This window comes from Gluconobacter sp. ESL1110, assembly GCF_058107395.1.
Genome location: NZ_JBYLUK010000007.1, coordinates 617,791 through 635,027, shown reverse-complemented (window position 1 = coordinate 635,027; position 17,237 = coordinate 617,791). Strand labels below are relative to the sequence as shown.

At 56.6% G+C, this 17,237-nt stretch carries 15 protein-coding genes; 10 read left to right on the top strand and 5 right to left on the bottom strand.

The window, feature by feature from the left end:
* Positions 1-23: 23 nt before the first annotated feature.
* From cysC to pspF, 4 genes are all read right to left on the bottom strand, one after another.
* Positions 24-1,904: an adenylyl-sulfate kinase gene (gene cysC / locus AC3B6F_RS07000; RefSeq protein WP_489823813.1), complete on the bottom strand. Its 1,881-nt coding sequence runs from the start codon at positions 1,902-1,904 to the stop codon at positions 24-26.
* A gap of 1 nt (position 1,905) precedes the next feature.
* Positions 1,906-2,700, bottom strand: coding sequence for a sulfate adenylyltransferase subunit CysD (cysD, locus tag AC3B6F_RS06995; protein WP_035729485.1), 795 nt, complete (start codon positions 2,698-2,700; stop codon positions 1,906-1,908).
* A 50-nt stretch (positions 2,701-2,750) separates the two neighbouring features.
* Entirely contained in the window at positions 2,751-3,431 is a 681-nt protein-coding gene (locus AC3B6F_RS06990; RefSeq protein ID WP_489823812.1) for a phosphoadenylyl-sulfate reductase, read from the bottom strand.
* A gap of 284 nt (positions 3,432-3,715) precedes the next feature.
* Positions 3,716-4,768 (bottom strand): phage shock protein operon transcriptional activator, encoded by a 1,053-nt coding sequence (gene pspF, locus AC3B6F_RS06985; RefSeq protein ID WP_489823811.1) that lies wholly within the window; start codon positions 4,766-4,768, stop codon positions 3,716-3,718.
* Between the two features lie 112 nt (positions 4,769-4,880).
* Between pspF and pspA the strand changes: the two genes are divergently transcribed.
* From pspA to AC3B6F_RS06935, 10 genes are all read left to right on the top strand, one after another.
* Positions 4,881-5,564 carry a phage shock protein PspA gene (gene pspA, locus AC3B6F_RS06980; RefSeq protein WP_023944218.1) on the top strand — a complete coding sequence of 228 codons (684 nt, stop codon included), beginning with the start codon at positions 4,881-4,883 and terminating at the stop codon, positions 5,562-5,564.
* A gap of 25 nt (positions 5,565-5,589) precedes the next feature.
* The gene (locus AC3B6F_RS06975; RefSeq protein WP_489823810.1) at positions 5,590-5,841 is read left to right on the top strand and encodes an envelope stress response membrane protein PspB; all 252 of its coding nucleotides are present in this window, start codon (positions 5,590-5,592) and stop codon (positions 5,839-5,841) included.
* On the top strand, positions 5,838-7,064 hold the full coding sequence (locus AC3B6F_RS06970) for a hypothetical protein (protein WP_489823809.1): 1,227 nt from the start codon (positions 5,838-5,840) through the stop codon (positions 7,062-7,064). The genes AC3B6F_RS06975 and AC3B6F_RS06970 overlap by 4 nt, the downstream gene beginning before the upstream one ends.
* 3 nt (positions 7,065-7,067) lie before the next feature.
* On the top strand, positions 7,068-8,456 hold the full coding sequence (locus AC3B6F_RS06965; RefSeq protein WP_489823808.1) for a GIN domain-containing protein: 1,389 nt from the start codon (positions 7,068-7,070) through the stop codon (positions 8,454-8,456).
* Positions 8,457-8,504: 48 nt separating this feature from the next.
* Positions 8,505-9,290, top strand: a complete 786-nt coding sequence (locus tag AC3B6F_RS06960; RefSeq protein WP_010503089.1) for an MlaE family ABC transporter permease — start codon at positions 8,505-8,507, stop codon at positions 9,288-9,290.
* Entirely contained in the window at positions 9,287-10,075 is a 789-nt protein-coding gene (locus AC3B6F_RS06955; RefSeq protein WP_489823807.1) for an ABC transporter ATP-binding protein, read from the top strand. The genes AC3B6F_RS06960 and AC3B6F_RS06955 overlap by 4 nt, the downstream gene beginning before the upstream one ends.
* On the top strand, positions 10,072-10,275 hold the full coding sequence (locus AC3B6F_RS06950; protein ID WP_010503087.1) for a hypothetical protein: 204 nt from the start codon (positions 10,072-10,074) through the stop codon (positions 10,273-10,275). The genes AC3B6F_RS06955 and AC3B6F_RS06950 overlap by 4 nt, the downstream gene beginning before the upstream one ends.
* Before the next feature lie 79 nt (positions 10,276-10,354).
* On the top strand, positions 10,355-11,764 hold the full coding sequence (radA, locus tag AC3B6F_RS06945) for a DNA repair protein RadA (RefSeq protein ID WP_489823806.1): 1,410 nt from the start codon (positions 10,355-10,357) through the stop codon (positions 11,762-11,764).
* Between the two features lie 152 nt (positions 11,765-11,916).
* Positions 11,917-13,557: a Hint domain-containing protein gene (locus tag AC3B6F_RS06940; RefSeq protein ID WP_489823805.1), complete on the top strand. Its 1,641-nt coding sequence runs from the start codon at positions 11,917-11,919 to the stop codon at positions 13,555-13,557.
* A 23-nt stretch (positions 13,558-13,580) separates the two neighbouring features.
* Positions 13,581-15,533 carry a glycosyltransferase gene (locus AC3B6F_RS06935; protein WP_489823804.1) on the top strand — a complete coding sequence of 651 codons (1,953 nt, stop codon included), beginning with the start codon at positions 13,581-13,583 and terminating at the stop codon, positions 15,531-15,533.
* A gap of 7 nt (positions 15,534-15,540) precedes the next feature.
* On the opposite strand, the gene AC3B6F_RS06930 is transcribed toward AC3B6F_RS06935, so the two are convergent.
* On the bottom strand, positions 15,541-17,235 hold the full coding sequence (locus AC3B6F_RS06930; RefSeq protein WP_489824000.1) for an alginate export family protein: 1,695 nt from the start codon (positions 17,233-17,235) through the stop codon (positions 15,541-15,543).
* Positions 17,236-17,237 lie beyond the last annotated feature (2 nt).

Genomic DNA, 17,237 nt, shown 5'->3' with positions numbered 1-17,237 from the left:
TTTGAGGTCAGATCATCCCAAACTCAGGGCTGAACAACCCGCAGAACAAACCCGGTCAGTTCACTAACAGTCTCAGCCTCCGTCTGGTCCGCTCCAAGACGAAGCTCAGGAGACAGAGGCGCTTCATACGGTGCTGAAACACCCGTGAATTCAGGGATTTTTCCGGCGCGTGCCGCCGCATACAGCCCCTTCGGGTCACGCTGCTCACAGGTTGCCAGTGGCGTATCCACAAACACTTCATGGAAGCCCTCGCCCACAATCTGCCGGGCCAGATCACGGTCTGCCTGCAACGGTGAAACCAGTGCCACGATAACTGCCTGACCACTCTCGGAGAGGATCTTCGCGACATGCGCCGCACGGCGAATGTTTTCCCGACGATCTTCCGGCGAGAAGCCCAGATCACTGCACAGGCCAGCGCGAAGCGTGTCCCCGTCCAGCACAGTCGCTTTCACATTCTGAGCCACCAGCGACACTTCCGCGGCCCGCGCCACGGTGCTCTTGCCGGAACCCGGCAGACCCGTCAGCCAGAACACACCACTCTTGTGTCCACGAGCCTGTGCCTGCTGCCCAGCGGTAATGCGGCTGGCCGTTGGATGGATGGCATGAACGCCGTCTTCCAGATCAGCTGGCCCAATCAGCGGTGCGCCGCCGACAATGCGCTGATGACGATCTACGAGCACGCCTCGGCCATCGCCAAAGCCCGGAGAGAACGGGTCAAACAGCACAGCATGGGAGGCTGCCAGCGTGATCTCGGCAAACCCGTCTGGCGGAACTTCATCGCCCTGACGCAGCGTCAGATCATCCAGATCCACAACCGCATCAATGGAAGCAACCGTCACATCATGCTCGGCTGTCGTCAGACGAAGCGTGAAGCTCTCTCCAACCCGCAGCGGCTCGCCACGAAGCCAAAACAGACGGGTGCGAATCCGCGCCGAGCGTTCCGGTGCCGCAGCCTTGTCATCCGCCGGGAACAACAAATCCCCACGATCCGGAACCAGATCCGGCTCCAGACGCAGCGCAATCGATTCACCTGCGCCAGCAACCGGCAGTTCCGGCGCATGCCAGCGGCAAACTTCCGCAACCGTTGCAATCTGCCCCTGAACACCAATCGTCAGGCGATCACCCGCACGCACCGTGCCACGCTCGATCCGCCCTGCAACATAGCGAACGCCATCGAAGCGATAAATGTCCTGAACGGGCATACGGAACGGCAGCGCCAGACGAGAGGCCGGAGGCGGCACATTGGCCAGAGCCTCAATCAGCGTCGGCCCCTTGTACCAGGCAGACCGCTCGGAACGGCTGGCGATATTATCACCATCGCGCGCAGACGCCGGAACAACGGCTTCAACCTCGATTTCCAGACGTCCAAGCAACTGACGCACATCAGACTCGGCCTGAACAATCTTCGACTCATCAAAGCCCAGGACGTCCGACTTGTTCAGCAGCACGATGACATGTCGGATACCGATCAGGCGCAGCAACATGGCATGACGCCGCGTCTGCTCCTGCGCGCCTTCCTGAGCATCCACGACCAGAACGGCAGCTTCCGCATCAGCAGCACCCGTAATCATATTGCGCAGAAACTGGCGATGGCCCGGCGCATCCACGATCACGAACTCACGCGAGCCCAGACGGAACGGAATTCGGGTGGAATCGACCGTCACGCCCTGATCGCGCTCGATCTGAAGGGAGTCGAGCAGGAAGCTCCACTCCACCGCCAGACCACGCTTGCGGCTGCTCTCGACGATCTGCGCGAGTTTGCCGTCCTGAAGACTGTCCGTGTCGTACAGCAGACGACCGATCAGCGTGGACTTTCCATGATCGACATGTCCGACAATCACGATTGGCGTGGCTGCTGCGCGGTGTGCAGCAGAAAGAGTCTGGGTTGCGATATGATCACCCATTTTACAGATACCCCGCCACACGGAGACGCTCGAACGCATCTTCCGACTCATGATCCATGGCACGCCCGGCACGCTCGGACGTCTTGCTGCTTTCCAGTTCAGCAATCACCTCGGCCACTGTGGCCGCATTGCTCTCGATCGGGCTTGTGATGTCCTGATCGCCCAGCGAGCGATACCGTTTGCCATCCTTGGCGAAATACAGGTCCACAAGGGGAATGCCCTCGCGCTCGATGTACCGCCAGATGTCGATTTCACGCCAGGCCAGCAGCGGATGCACACGGATATGCATGCCATCTTCATACGGCGTTGCGTACTGATCCCAGAATTCGGGCGGCTGATTGCGCACATCCCAGCGATGACCGGCGCCACGTGGGCTGAACACACGTTCCTTGGCACGCGTAGCCTGCTCGTCACGACGGATACCGGCAATCACGCCACGCAGCTTGTGTTTGTCGATCATGGCCGCCAGACCCGCCGTCTTGCGGGCCGCAGAGCGCGCGGCAGGCGGCAGGGACGGATCAATCTCTTCAACCGGCGGGCAGTAGCCCAGAAGCAGATCCAGATTCCACTTCTTGGTGTACTCGTCCCGGAAAGCATACATTTCCGGAAATTTCTTCTCGGTATCAACATGCATGACCGGGAACGGCACGCGCCCCATGAACGCCTTGCGCGCCAGCCAGACCATGACGTTGCTGTCTTTTCCGAGAGACCACAGCAGCGAAAGGGGTTTCAGTTTCCGGTAGGCTTCACGCAGGATGAAAATGCTCTGAGCTTCGAGCTGGTCAAGATCATCCATGACGCGCGGTTCCGCCAGGGTGTGTGTCCGCGTCATTGTCCGCTCCATATTCATGCCGGCCGATGAATGCCGCATTCTGTCTTGGTCAGACCGGCCCAACGACCAGCCCGCCCGTCTTCTCCTTCTCCAACCGGGCGCGTACAGGGCGCACAACCGATCGAAGGGTATCCTTGTGAAACCAAAGGATGCCTTGGCAGATTCCGCCTGCGCATCTCGGATTCAATCTTTTCCGGTCCCCAACCTGCCAGGGGGTTGAGCTTCACGGTCCCATCCGACTGCGGATCCACCACCGGGAGCGCAGCGCGTGTAGAGGCCTGACTGCGCTTGCGACCCGTCAGCCAGACGTCGAACTCTGGTAACACCAGTTCCAGCGGCTCAACTTTTCGCAGGGCACAGCAGGCATCGGGATCGAACGCGGCAAGCTGATCCTGCGGATCCCGGTTTTCAAGTTCCCGCGCCGCGGGTGAAATGGTCCGTACATCCAGAAGACCCAACGTGTCAGTCAGCTCATCACGATAGGCTAGCGTTTCTGGAAAATGCCGCCGGGTATCCAGAAAGAAAACTGGTACGGAAGGATCAAGACGGGCGACTTCATTCAGCAGAATAGCTGATTCCGCACCGAACGAGGAAATGACCGCAACCCGCCCCTTCAGACTCTCAAGAGCTTCCTCAAGCGCGTGTGCTTCCGGTGTATCCAGAAGATGTCGCAGTTCGGATTGTGAAAGTGGCATTGACTGCACCCATATCCATATTCAGCCGCACCATAAGCACGGTGTGAAGGACACATAGGCGCGTAACAACCATTATTCAACTATTTTATTTTGTATAACTATTTTAAATAGTCCATATTTATATTTTTTATCGATTTTTATTCGACCCGAATTTTGGTCATTTTGGCCAATCCAGTGTCAGTTTCCCCACTGAAAACTATCTATCCTTGAAGATTTCAGGAAGTATTCCATTAGAAACCGGAATTGGCACAGATCCTGCATGCCTTTCTGGCATGAACGTTGTTTTATCCTTTTCTGGTCAGAGCTTTCCGGGCTTCCTTGTCCGCAAGTCCATGGACGCGCAGATGATGCCGGAACTGGTAATAGGTCAGTCCCAGAAGGTCGGCAGCCTGCCTTTGGCTGAACTGCGCCTCACGCAAGGCCCCTTCCAGAAGAGCACGCTCATGATTTTTGACCGTCTCGGCAAAATCAACCGGGAAAGTCTGAGGAGAATCGGCGACAGCTTCCGGAACGACCATGGAAGAGGCATGCGCCGAGACAGTCCAGTCCGGCGTCACGAATGGATCAAGAACAATCCCGTCCAATTTTCGATCAGGATTTTCCATCCGGTACACGCTGCGCTCAACAACGTTCCGCAACTCGCGCACATTGCCTGGCCAGTCATGGTCCAGAAGACACTGAAGTGCTTTCTGGGAAAAGCCGGCGAAGAGCTTACGGTCCAGTTCCGCGCTCATCCTCGTGGCGAAATGATCCGCCAGCAAAGGAATATCATCCTTGCGTGCGCGCAAAGGTGGGACATTTACAACATCAAAAGCCAACCGATCAAGAAGATCGGGCCGGAACGTCCCTTCACGCGCCATGGCAGGCAGATCCGCATTGGTCGCACCGATCAGACGCACATCCACGCGGATCGTCTCGCTGCCACCAACACGCTCGAAACTGCCGTACTCAATAACACGGAGCAGTTTTTCCTGAACGGCAAGCGAGGCTGTACCAATTTCGTCCAGAAACAGCGTCCCGCCGTCCGCACGTTCAAACCGCGAGAGACGCCGCTTCTGCGCACCGGTAAACGCACCAGCCTCATGCCCGAACAGTTCGCTGTCCAGCAGGGCTTCCGGCAACGCCGCACAGTTCAGCTTCACCAATGGCGCGTCCCAGCGCTCCGACAGGAGCGCAAGTCGGGCGGCCACCAGCTCCTTGCCTGTCCCACGTTCCCCGATCACCAGAACGGGGCGCTTCAACGGGGCAAGACGGGAGATCTGGTCCAGCATCGCCAGAAATGCCGGAGCCCGCCCGATGGGTGTCGGAACTTCGTCCGCTTGGGTGGATCTCGCCATTTCTGAGCCTCATTCGCCACTTCAGATTGTCACAACCATAACATCCCCAAAACGAGCCCGCTGACAAGACAGGTCATTGTGCTCTAATCCAGTTCTCAGGAAGGAAAGCGTCATGGGTATTTTTTCTCGACTCGCCGATATCGTGAACTCCAATCTCAATGCGATTCTCGCCACGGCTGAGGACCCGCAGAAGATGATCCGTCTCGTGATCCAGGAGATGGAAGACACGCTGGTTGAAGTCCGCAGCCAGGCCGTCCGCACCATCGCGGAACGCAAGCAGCTTGAACGCCGCGTGCGCACCATGATGCATGAAGAAGACGAATGGCACCGCAAGGCCGCTCTCGCCATCGAACGGAACCGTGACGATCTCGCCAAGGCCGCTCTTGCCGCCCGTCATACGGTCGAACAGTCCCGTGAAGGACTGGAACGTCAGATCGCCCAGGTGACGGAAGGGCTGGAGCACCAGAACGACGATATCGCCAAACTTCAGGCCAAGCTGGCGGATGCGAAATCCCGCGAGAAGACCCTGACCATGCGCGCCCGCACGGCAGAAGGTCGCCTCAAAACGCGCGAAAAGCTCTACGATACTCGCATTGACGATACGCTGGGTCGTTTCGAGCAGGTGGAACGTGCGCTCGATGAGTTGGAAGGCAAGGCAGAAGCTTACGATCTGGGTCGCAGATCCGGTCGCCCTTCTCTTCACGAAGAACTCGCTGCGCTTGAAACAGATGCTGCGGTAGAAGATGAGTTTGAAGCGTTGAAGCGCCAAATTTCAGAAAAGAAGCGTGATGCCTGATGAGAGCAGGAAGAAAGTCTGACTTATGAATGAGGACTTTGTTGGCCTTGTCGCCGTCGTCCTGACCCTGGGGTTCATCCCGGCGCTTATCCTCGGGCCACGCCTGCTGCGCGCCCGCGCAAGTGGACCTGTGAAACAAGGGAGACCAGACCCACATCTTCAGGCTGCCCTGACACAGGCCGAAGCCCATGCTACGCGTCTGGAAGAAAGGATCGACCAGCTCGAACGCATCCTCGACGAGGATATCCCGGGCTGGCGCGCTAGGAGTTCACGATGACGTCCCGCACCGCCCTGCGCATGCTGCTGCTGGCCACGCTGGCAGGGACAGTTTCTGTCCCTTCGGCCAAGGCCGCGCGCGTTTCCATGTCCGGCGAAGACCTGGATCTGGCGATTCCGTGCACAGGTCAGGTGCGGATCGTCGTGGACTCCACAATGAAAGATGGCGCGACTCTCGACAGCAGCAGCGCCACACAGGTCACCATGCGAACAGGCAAGGAAGAAGCGGACAGCCGCATTTCCATCGCCACCAAAGCCTGCGCGCCCAATGGCAAGCTGACCATCAGCGTCTCGCCCTATACTGGCGTTTCCATCCATGACAGCCATGACACAAGCTTCGTGATAAAGGGAAAGCTTGCCTCGCTGGATGCCAGTCTCGATTCCAACACCATGGACGTTGAGAATACCCAGTCTCTGGACCTGAGCATGCATGGTTCTTCCAACGTCCATATCGGCTCTCTTGAAAGAGCCGCGCAAATCGTTGCGTCAGGCACCTCGACGTTCACAGCCGACTCTGCCCAGCTAACGGCGCTCTCGGCACAATTGACCAATCAGGCCTCGTTCACGATTTCCCAAGGCGACATCGAGGCCCTGACAATCGTCACTGCGGATAATGCCTCTGCCACCGTTCTGGGCAATGCCTCCGTTGCCACAGTCACGGCCAATGGCACAGGCACCGTAAATATTGAGCGTGTCTCAGGCCCGATCGTCCGGTCCGGTAGCGGGTCTGTGCGTGTCGGCGCACAAAACGGCGTTGTCTATCGTCCGACTGACGCTGCACCTGCCGTACCTGAGACACCACCGCCAGTAACCATACCCGAACCCACTCCCACTCCCACTCCAGCGGCACCCGTCGCACCACCCCCGCCTATCGCTGCTCCTCAAACCAATACATCGCAGCCCAGTGCGCCTCCTGTGACACAGGAAAATTCTCAGTCATCAAACAGACTGACCCCAGCCCCGTCCCAGCCTGTGCAACCCCCTTCTTTGCCCTCCCAGACTATTGCCCCTCAAAGTCCAGCTCCCGCCCCTGAACCCGCAGCCCCAACGATTACACCCCCCGTCGTAAATCAGTCGGAGCCTTCTCCCCCCCAACCACCTACCACCTCTCCATCCACGGCTTCTGCTCCGTCCGAAACGCCGCATATCGATCCGGCTCCATCCGCTCCTCCTCCGACCGCTTCGAAGCCAGCCTCGGATGAGGCAGGCAAGCAAGGAGGCTGACGAATGGCCAGAATCCCTTTCCTGCTCCGTCTCGGTCAGGGGAGCGCAGCTTTTGCCCTGATAATAGCCTTTACGGCTTCCACTCTGGCACAGACCCTTCCTGAGCCACCTGCGCCTCCCAAGCCACCAGCACCACCTACAGAGAGTACGCCGTCGTCCGGCCCCTTTCTTGATCTGGCTCCCAGTTGCCTCACGGACCTTCATATCCGCGCGGGCCTTACGCCGTCCGTCCTGAGCGGAAACGCTGTTCTGACCGACACAGGTCAGGACACTCTGGAACTCAGTCTCAAAGATCAGTCCTGCAATACGGAGGGCAGTGCAGACATCCAGGTTCCAGAGGGAACAAGTCTAAGCTTTCGGGGCAATGAAACGCAGATCACAGCCACAGGCATTCTGGGGAACATCAGCGGCTTCACAGCAAATGGTGACGTTGAGATTGAACAGGCCCGTGACGTCTCACTCCGGATGACCGGATCGGGAAATGTCTCGATCAATACCCTCGTCGGCACTGTCAAAATCCAGAATTTCTCTAATGGCGATCTTTCGATCGGATCGCTAAGCTCTCCCAAGACCGACCTCTCAGCCACATCCAGCGGCGATTTGCTCATAAAAAGCGGCTGGGTTGACGCTCTCTCGATCCGCGATATGGGTTCGTCAGATATCTCAGCCCATGTCCGTGCAAAGACTGCACATGTAGCCGTTTACGGAAGCGGAAACGTCACGGTCGATCATGTCTCGGAAACCGTGTCCCAAACACATTACGGTAGTGGCAGCCTGAATGTTCAGACAGATCCCGGCGCACGCGTCGAGGCGCCGAACAGGATAGATGGAAACGCTATTGCCAGGGATGTTCTGGCCAGCGTCGGAAGCAGACTGGAAAATACGGATCTCAGCCACTCCCCGATCATTCTGAACACCCACTTGTCTCATCATCACAGCCTTCTGCGACTGATCCTCACACTGGTCATCATAGGGCTGATCCTGCGCCATGCGCGGCGCTATCGCGAACGCACCGGCCAGTCGTTTTTCGCAACTCTCTGGACCAATGCTGCCGAAGGTTACGCCTCGTTCGTTCGCAACTGGGAAGCACGGATGCGGGAACGGCGCGGCGAAGAAGCCCATACACCCGTCGAGCCGCCCCACGTTCATTATACCCGCCGAGCCGTAGATCTCTATCAAGAGATCATTCACACCGCTCGTGAACAGAAGCAGCGTCATGCCAGCCAGACAGGTCCTGCCACTCCAGATACTGTAACCCTCAGCCCGGCGCTGATCCGACTGAACGACCGGCTCTCGCGCCTCGAACCAAGGCTCGCGCGAATGGAACAGTTCGTCACGTCTCCGGATTTCGCTCTGGAACGGCAGTTCCGGGACCTGGAGCGGTCGGCTTGAACAAGACAGACTTTGACGTAGGCGGTTGGTCAGGGTAGGGGCAGAAGGGTGAATGCCGTTCTTGATCCCATAGCGGCCCTTGGCCGTGCCGTCCTCGGCCTCGTCCGCCAGTCGGGCGCTCTTGCCATGTTTGCGCTGGAGGCGCTGTCGCATCTGGTGCGACCGCCGTTCTACTGGCGCATCTTCCTGTCCACGCTGATCGAAACGGGATTTTTCTCCCTGCCGGTCGTCGCGCTGACGGCCCTGTTCTCGGGAGCGGTCATCGCCCTACAGTCCTATGTTGGCTTCGGGCAGTACCATGTGCAGAGCGCGATTGCCGGAATTGTAGTGCTGGCTGTCACCCGTGAGCTTGGTCCCGTTCTGGCAGGCCTGATGGTCGCCGGGCGTGTTGGCGCGGCCATGTCTGCCCAGATCGGCACTATGCGCGTCACAGACCAGATCGACGCACTCACGACGCTTTCGACAAACCCCATGAAATATCTGGTGACGCCGCGTCTGCTCGCCGGAACGATAGCACTGCCCTGCCTCGTCATCGTGGCGGACGTTCTGGGTGTCCTGGGCGGTTTCACCGTCTCGGTGGCAAAGCTCGGATTCTCGCCTTCTACCTACATCACAGCCACGTTGGACTCGCTAAAAACCATCGACGTTGTCGTGGGACTGGTCAAAGCCGCCGTCTTCGGTTTCCTGATCGCCCTGCTGGGCTGCTATCATGGCTATAACAGCCGTGGAGGCGCAGAAGGCGTCGGCTCTGCAACGACCGCTGCGGTGGTAGGAGCCTCCATCCTGCTTCTACTCTTCGATTATCTCCTGACAGATCTGTTTTTCTCCCAATGAGCACACCAAAAATCCGCATCCGCGGCCTCTCGAAGGCTTTCGGCTCCAAGGTCGTGCTTGATGGGATCGACCTCGACGTCGAAACCGGCACCTCGATGGTCATCATTGGTGGCTCAGGTTCCGGAAAATCCGTCCTTCTGCGCTGCATCCTCGGCCTGATCCAACCGGATGCCGGCACGATCGAGATCGATGGCGAGAATATCCTTACTGCGTCTCACAGCCGACAGGAAGCCATTCGCCGACAGATCGGCATGCTGTTCCAGAATGCCGCCCTCTTCGACAGCATGAGCGTGGCCGACAACATCGCGTTTGGTTTGCGCGCCAAGCATTCTGATCGTGATGGCCCAGTCCCGTCCCGCGCCAAGGCACGTGAACTGGCAGGAGGCATCCTTCAGCAGGTGGGTCTCGACCCGTCTGTCGGCCAACTCAGCCCGTCCGAACTTTCCGGGGGCATGCAAAAGCGTGTTGGGCTGGCGCGCGCCATCGCCGGCCAGCCCAATATCCTCTTCTTTGACGAACCAACCACCGGACTTGATCCGATTATGGGGGCAGTTATTGATGGCCTGATCGTGGATTGCGTGCAGAAACTCGGTTCAACCGCCATTGCCATTACGCATGACATGGCCTCCGCCCAGCGCATCGGGAACAGGGCGGCCATGCTCTATCATGGCAAGCTGGTCTGGCAGGGGCTGGCTGCGGATCTGATGAATTCCGGTAATGCCATGGTGGACCAGTTCACCCATGGCCGCCGGGAAGGGCCAATCACCATGGAACTGCGGAAGTGAACACGTTCCGCCGTCCACCGATTTCCAAAAAAGTCTGGCAGCGCCTTGGTCTGACCTATCTTATCGCGCTGCCGATGCTGTTCATCCTGTTCATGCATCCGCCCAAGACCCAGAACCTGCTCATCCAAGCGCTGATGCTGCTGCTGATCGTCACGGCAGCCCGGATCATGGCAAGACTCATCATCCGCTCGGACGATTAACGCCCCCGCTGACTGGATCATAACGGGAACACTCCCTATATCGGGAGGGCATCCCGCCCCCCATCCAGCGAGACATCCCTTGGCCAAGAAACCTACAGCACGTTTTGTCTGCCAGTCTTGCGGAGCAGTTTACTCCAAATGGGCGGGAAAATGCGAAGCCTGTGGGGAATGGAATACGCTGGTTGAGGAAGCGGCTGAACCAACAGCACGCAAAACCGGAAAACTGAGTTCAGGCCGGCTACAAACAGTCAGGCTCGACGGGGAAGCCAAACCGCCGCCGCGCATTACGACAAGCATTGCAGAGCTGGACCGTGTTCTTGGTGGCGGCCTTGTGCCAGCGTCCGTCGTGCTGGTGGGCGGCGATCCGGGGATCGGCAAATCCACCCTGATGCTCCAGACAACCTGCGCCCTGGCCCGAAGCGGCCACAAGGTTCTGTATGTCTCAGGCGAAGAATCCGTGGATCAGATCCGTATCCGGGCGCAGAGACTGGAGCTGGCCAAAGATAGTAAAACGTTGGACTCACTGGATCTCGCAGCCTCCATCAATGTTGGGGACATTGTAGGGTCACTGGAAAACGATCGCTCTCACACGGTCGTCGTCATCGATTCCATCCAGACCATGTGGCTTGAGAGCGTAGAAAGCTCCCCCGGCTCTGTCGCGCAGGTTCGGGCCAGCGCCTTTGAACTGATCCGGCTTGCAAAGACACTTGGTTTTGCTCTGATCCTGATCGGACATGTCACGAAGGAAGGGTCTCTCGCTGGCCCGCGCGTTCTGGAACACATGGTTGATGCGGTCATGTATTTCGAAGGCGACCGTGGGCATCAGTTCCGTATCCTGCGTGCCGCCAAGAACCGTTTTGGCGCAACGGACGAAATCGGCGTCTTCGCCATGACGGACACCGGCCTGACGCAGGTTCCCAATCCTTCTGCCCTGTTTCTTGCAGAGCGACGGGGCAATATCGCTGGCTCTGCCGTTTTTGCCGGACTGGAAGGGACACGGCCGGTTCTTCTGGAAGTTCAGGCGCTACTGTCTCCCAAAGCGGGTGATGGTGCTCCTCGCCGTGCCGTCGTGGGATGGGAAACATCCCGGCTCAATATGCTTTTGGCCGTTCTGGATGCACGATGCGGCCTGAAGTTAGCCAACATGGATGTTCACCTGAATGTTGCAGGTGGCCTGCGCGTCAATGAACCCGCAGCGGATATGGCTGTTGCCGCTGCGCTGATTTCCGCCGCAACTGGGCAACCGACCTCATCGACAGCAGCTTATTTTGGTGAGGTCGGACTCTCTGGCGAGATCAGGCAAGTCAGTCAGGCTGACCTGCGCCTGAAAGAAGTCGCCAAGCTGGGTTTCGGGGAAGCCATCCTGCCAAGACGTGTATCGACCGCATCTGCACGCGCGAAGCCTCCTACTGGCCTTCGACTACATGAGATCGGTCACCTGACTGATCTTGTAGAAATGCTGACGGAAGACAAGAAAAGTTCCCAATAAGCAAACGTAATAATTTCTAAATTTAACGAATTATTACCGAACCAAACAAAGATAATTATGATTTAACAATCCGGAAGACACTTATCTTCTGGCATGCAGCAATTCCGAAGCTGACCTGTCGACTGTTCCTTCTCACACAACAAGGAATTCTCATGTCGATATCTTCCAGTATTTCTACCAACCCGAATAATATAACAGTCTTTTCAGGCGGGATAATTCAAAGTTCTTCAGAGACCAAGAACCCAACAGAAATTTCTGCTGGGACAACAGTTTCGGGAATCACAGCCTCAGGTATTACTCAGTATGTGGCAGGATCTGCCGTCAATACGATTGTCACAGGAAAATATCAGACGGACCCCAGTGACTGGAACGCTTATTTCCAATCAGGAACACAAATCATTCAGTCCGGGGGTGTGGTTTCCAACACGGAAGTCAAATCTGAATTCTACAACTACTACCATCTCCTTAACTCCAACAGAACATCTGCCTCTCAGGTCGTACAAAGCGGGGGCAAAGCCTTCGATACGACCCTGACGGGAGATGCGACAACCATGACACCAGGAGTGGGTGGAAGATACTCACTGGAAACTGTCTCAGCACTTCAGACTGTGGAAAGTGGAGGCATGGCCAGTGGCATTCATGTTCAGAGCGGTGGAGTTTCCATTGTAAATTCTGGCGGTGTGGCGAGCGCCACAACATTGAGTGGAAGCACAGAGCATTTCTTTCTGGCAACTTCCACAACTGACCAGAATGCAGGCACCAAAACAGTTCATATCAAAGGCGCACAGATTGTTTTTGGTAGTACGACGGGAGTGACCATCTTTTCTGACGGGCTACTGGAAGTCGCAGGAGAAGCTACCCAGGTCGTCATTTCAAGTGGTGGCCTGCTTGCCGCAGAAAAAGGCAGTACTCTCTCGGGAATCTCTGTCAGTAGTGGCGGAACTCTCGAAGTCGATGCGGGTAGCACAATCGTGGATCCGGTTTCCGTACAGAGCGGCGCCATTTTTATTTTTGATGGTACAGACAATACCAGTAACACAATCAGTGCCAGTATTGTTTCCAAAAGCGATGATGCTGCAGGGACTGCAACGCTGGAGGTTATTTCCGCAGGCGCCACAATCAGGGAAATTGATGTCCAAGGGGACTTTTCATCTCCCCTATACTTTACCCGCGCAGCATCAGGAAACGCGTTTGAAATGGGATTTGGCACCCCCTGCTACTGTCCGGGAACGCTGATCGCGACCCAAGAGGGAGAAATCCCTGTTGAAAACCTCCAGATCGGAACACGGGTCCAGACAGCATCAGGAAAGATTCGCCCGATCCGATGGATTGGACGACGTGCATATGATCCAATCTTCACCTACGGGAACAGGGATGTCCTGCCAATTCTGTTCCGAAAAGGCTCTCTGGGAAACAATCTCCCGCGTCGGGATCTGACTATTTCCCCCCTGCATGCGATGTTCGTGGACGGCTACCTCATCCCCGCGCTGCATCTGGTCAATGGGCTATCCATCATCCAGATCGAAAAACCCGATCAGATCAGTTATATTCATATTGAATTGGAAACCCACGATATTCTTCTGGCGGAAGGTGCGCCTTCGGAAAGTTTTCTGGATGACGGTTCACGCGGGATGTTTCACAACGCTCAGGAATACAGCAAACTCTACCCGGATGCCCCCGTTCTTCGGGCGCAATATTGTGCCCCACGGCTGGAAGATGGACCAGAACTAGCCCACATTCATCAACGCCTGAAAAACTTTGCGTACCACCATTTTTCTCAAAGTGCCGCGTGAAGAGCAAAGGATAAGCCGGAACTGTGTCGAAGCCTCTGGTCGGTTATATTGATGTCTGTGACCGGGAGCGGGTCGCAGGCTGGGTTGTCGACCTGGCGGCAGAAGATCATCCCGTTCGCCTGCGTATTCTGATGGACGGCCACCTTGTTGACGAAAGTGACGCCAAGACGTTTCGGGCTGACCTGCTTCACATGCCAAGGCAAGGTCAATGCGCTTTTGAATGTGTATGGCCTGAGCCCCTCCCTCATGAAGGGTGCATGATAGAAGTCCTGGACAGCCTTCTTGATCGACCCGTCACGGGATCTCCATTCTATATTGAGCCTCTCCCCAGTAATCTTGCAGGATCAATCGACAAGACCGATCGGCTCCATATTGCCGGCTGGGTCCGTGATGACCTCAACCCGGAACGGACAGTCTGGCTGACAGCCGTCATCGACGGAAAATCAACCACCCGTTTCCCAGCCAACCATTTTCGACGAGACCTGCGCGAAGCGGGTCTGGACTCCGGCCGCTACGGCTTCGACTACGTCTTCAGTGCGCCGCTGGACCCATTGAAAGATCACGATATCCAACTGTTCCACGGTCAGGAACGCTTTGGCACACCCATCCACATTCCCAGATCCCAGATGCTGGACGAGTCCTTCAAACGCCATTTCTCGACACTGATTCACAACCTGACAACGGATCAAGCCCGCAGTGACGCTCTATCCTTCCTGACTTCAACCGCTGACACTCTCCGCAGCAAGAGTGGGGCAGACCTCGTCAGCCTCAGGGAACGAAATCTGAAACAACGGGCTACACGCCGCCAGGAAACAGTCGCCCCCATCGCCCCTTGCGCCCTTTTCATTGATGACCGCGCACCTGATCCGACGTTTGACGCAGGCTCCGTCGCCTTGCTGTCTCATATCCGGGCTGCACAGGCTCTAGGCTATATCTGCAACTTTATTGCTTCCCGACAGCCCCCTTCAGAACAGGATCGGATACGACTGGCCGCATTAGGCATCACTTGCCTTATGCCCCCTGTTTTTACAGGACCGGAAGAGGCGCTCAAACGCCTCGGAACGGGTCTGGAAGTCGTTTATCTGCACCGCTTGAACAATGCTGAAAGCTACACCGCTTTAACGCGCGCCTTTGCCCCAACAACCACACTGATCTGGAGCATCGCAGATCTGGCCTCATTGCGCCTCCATCGACAAGCTACCGTGGAACGACGGCCAGAACTTGACCGGGTGGCAACACATCTCGAAGTGCGCGAGAACATGTGTGCATGGACTGCCGATCATGTTCTGACGCATTCTCCCATTGAAGCCGAATGGCTGGAGCGCGTTGTCCCAACAGCCAATGTCCATGTCGTTCCCTGGGCCGTTCCCGTCAAACCCCGCACACGTCAGACATCCCAAAAACCCATCATCGCCTTTGTCGCGCATTTTGGTCATGCCCCCAATACGGATGCAGCCAAATGGCTGGTGCTGGACATTCTCCCTAGGCTGAAAAAGCACGTCCCGAATCTTGTCTGCCGTCTGATTGGCAGCACCATGCCCCATGCCGTCCATATGCTGGCGGAGGAGGGCGTAGAAATCGTCGGGCATGTTTCGTGTCTTGAGCAGGCTTTGAAAGATGTCTCTCTTTGTGTCGCCCCTCTCCGCTACGGCGCAGGCATCAAGGGTAAGGTTCTGGAAGCATGGTCTGCGGGCCTGCCAATCGTTATGACACCCATCGCAGCCGAGGGATTGGTCGACAGCAATGATCCTGTATGGCGGAAAGCAATTGCTGAGACAGCCGAGGACTTTGCCCAAAAAACTGTAGAATTCCTGAAACCCGCGGCAGCAAGAGCACAGGTTACAGCGGCCCGGAAGTTGCTACGCGAACGCTTTTCGGATGCTGTCATTCAGACCTTGCTGGAAGATATTTTTCCTCCTGTTATGGAGGACGTGAGTCCTCTTCCAGAAGATACGTCCAAAACGGTTCTGAACTGATTTTCTTTTAAAACCTGAACGTCACATTGGACTGCGCGTAACTGCCACTCTGTGCGCCCGCTCCCCGCAGACTTTTCGACGCCATGAACCGCGCACCATAAACCTGCCACGTCAGGTGATGGTTGAGCTGTAATGTCAGAGAAGCCTGCGGCACAACGCCCACATACCCTCCCCGATAAGACCGGGCGAATGTGTAGGGACCAGACGAACTCCAGATGGCTCCATTTGCATTTTGCCGCCACATGAAAGGCGCTTTCAACCGTAGAGACGCGAAGCCTTTCCATGGCGTGATGCTCACAACAGGCGAAAGGCTCACCAGATTGGATGGCGAAACATAGGTTGTCGTGTCCAGATAGTTCGTCTGTGGATTGAACGGTGCCATATACGTATGAATTGTGCCGTTCTGACCGTCTGACCCACCAGAGTACACATCTGCCTGCATCCCCAGAAAAGGGTGCAACGGTGATGGCGTATGGCGGTATCCCACAATCGTATTCACGGCCCAGGCCCGCACACTGCTTTTCCGTTCAGTGCCTGCGTACTGAAATGTACCGCTCTGATAAAGCGCGCCCACCGAATATTCGACTGAAGCCGATGTACCGTACCAGCGAAACCCCAGATTACCTCGGGACGATGTTCCCTTAAGAGCACGAGAAGCCGTCGGCACGGCAGAAAGTCCGCTGTTATAGCGATATCGGATATAGAACAGATCCAGGAAGGAGTGCACCTTCTCTCCGCCAACCGCAAAGGACGGGACAATTATCGTAGTATTGCCACCATAAAGTCGCGTTCCGTAATCTTCCATATTGTGAAACATTAGACGGCTATCAGTTTTGGTCTGGACAAAATCGTACGCGTCTACACGAATACGGGGCCAAAGCGCATAAAATCGACCGCCATTCCATGACAGCGGAACATTCGGCGTTTCACGATTATAAAGCATGTAAGACGGAGCATCGAGAAACTGCTGGCGCCCAAACATAAATCCGCTTTGTGCCCCAGCGACTTTGCCTTTTAATTCGATAAAGCCCTGTTGCAGATCCAACCTCTTCCGATAGGTCGAACCATACCCATATCCTCGCCAACCGCCTGCATCCGCATTGATAAGCTGCCCGAAAAGCCGCACATGCTGACCCAAATGAAGATCGGCCCCCAAAAGATTGCGGACACCAAAACGTCCTGAATTCGCCTTGCCGCTTCGCCCCAGAAATGGGTCTTCCTCATACCAGTTTCTCAGACGCGACTCTCCAGACAGGGTTAGCCAAATGGTGCGGCTGTTATTCAGCGCGATGAATTTCAGGGGATCGAAAAAATCTGTGCGTTTGCTCTTATCCCGCAAATAACTCCAGTCCTCTGCCCAAGCCGCCGCACCGTAGCGACCAACCGGACCAAAGCCTGCCGCTTCACCGTTCCCATAGTTGAAATCGCCCCAAGGGCCCTGATGACCGTTTGGTGCGCGATTCTGCTTTGCCGTGATCCGGCGGGGCTGCCCCACGACACCGGCATGAGGATAATCCTGAATGATTGGCCGTTCGGTTGATGGAACCTTGATCCATTCCTCATCGGCAGGTGGCTGCTCCAATGGGTTAGTTTTCAGGATAGCCGTCTGAGCGTGTGCCTGACTCCCAAGCCCTGCGACCAGAACGAACAGACCGGCAGAAAGACGCCTTTCCTGACGGTAACGGGGAACAGAAAAGACCATTG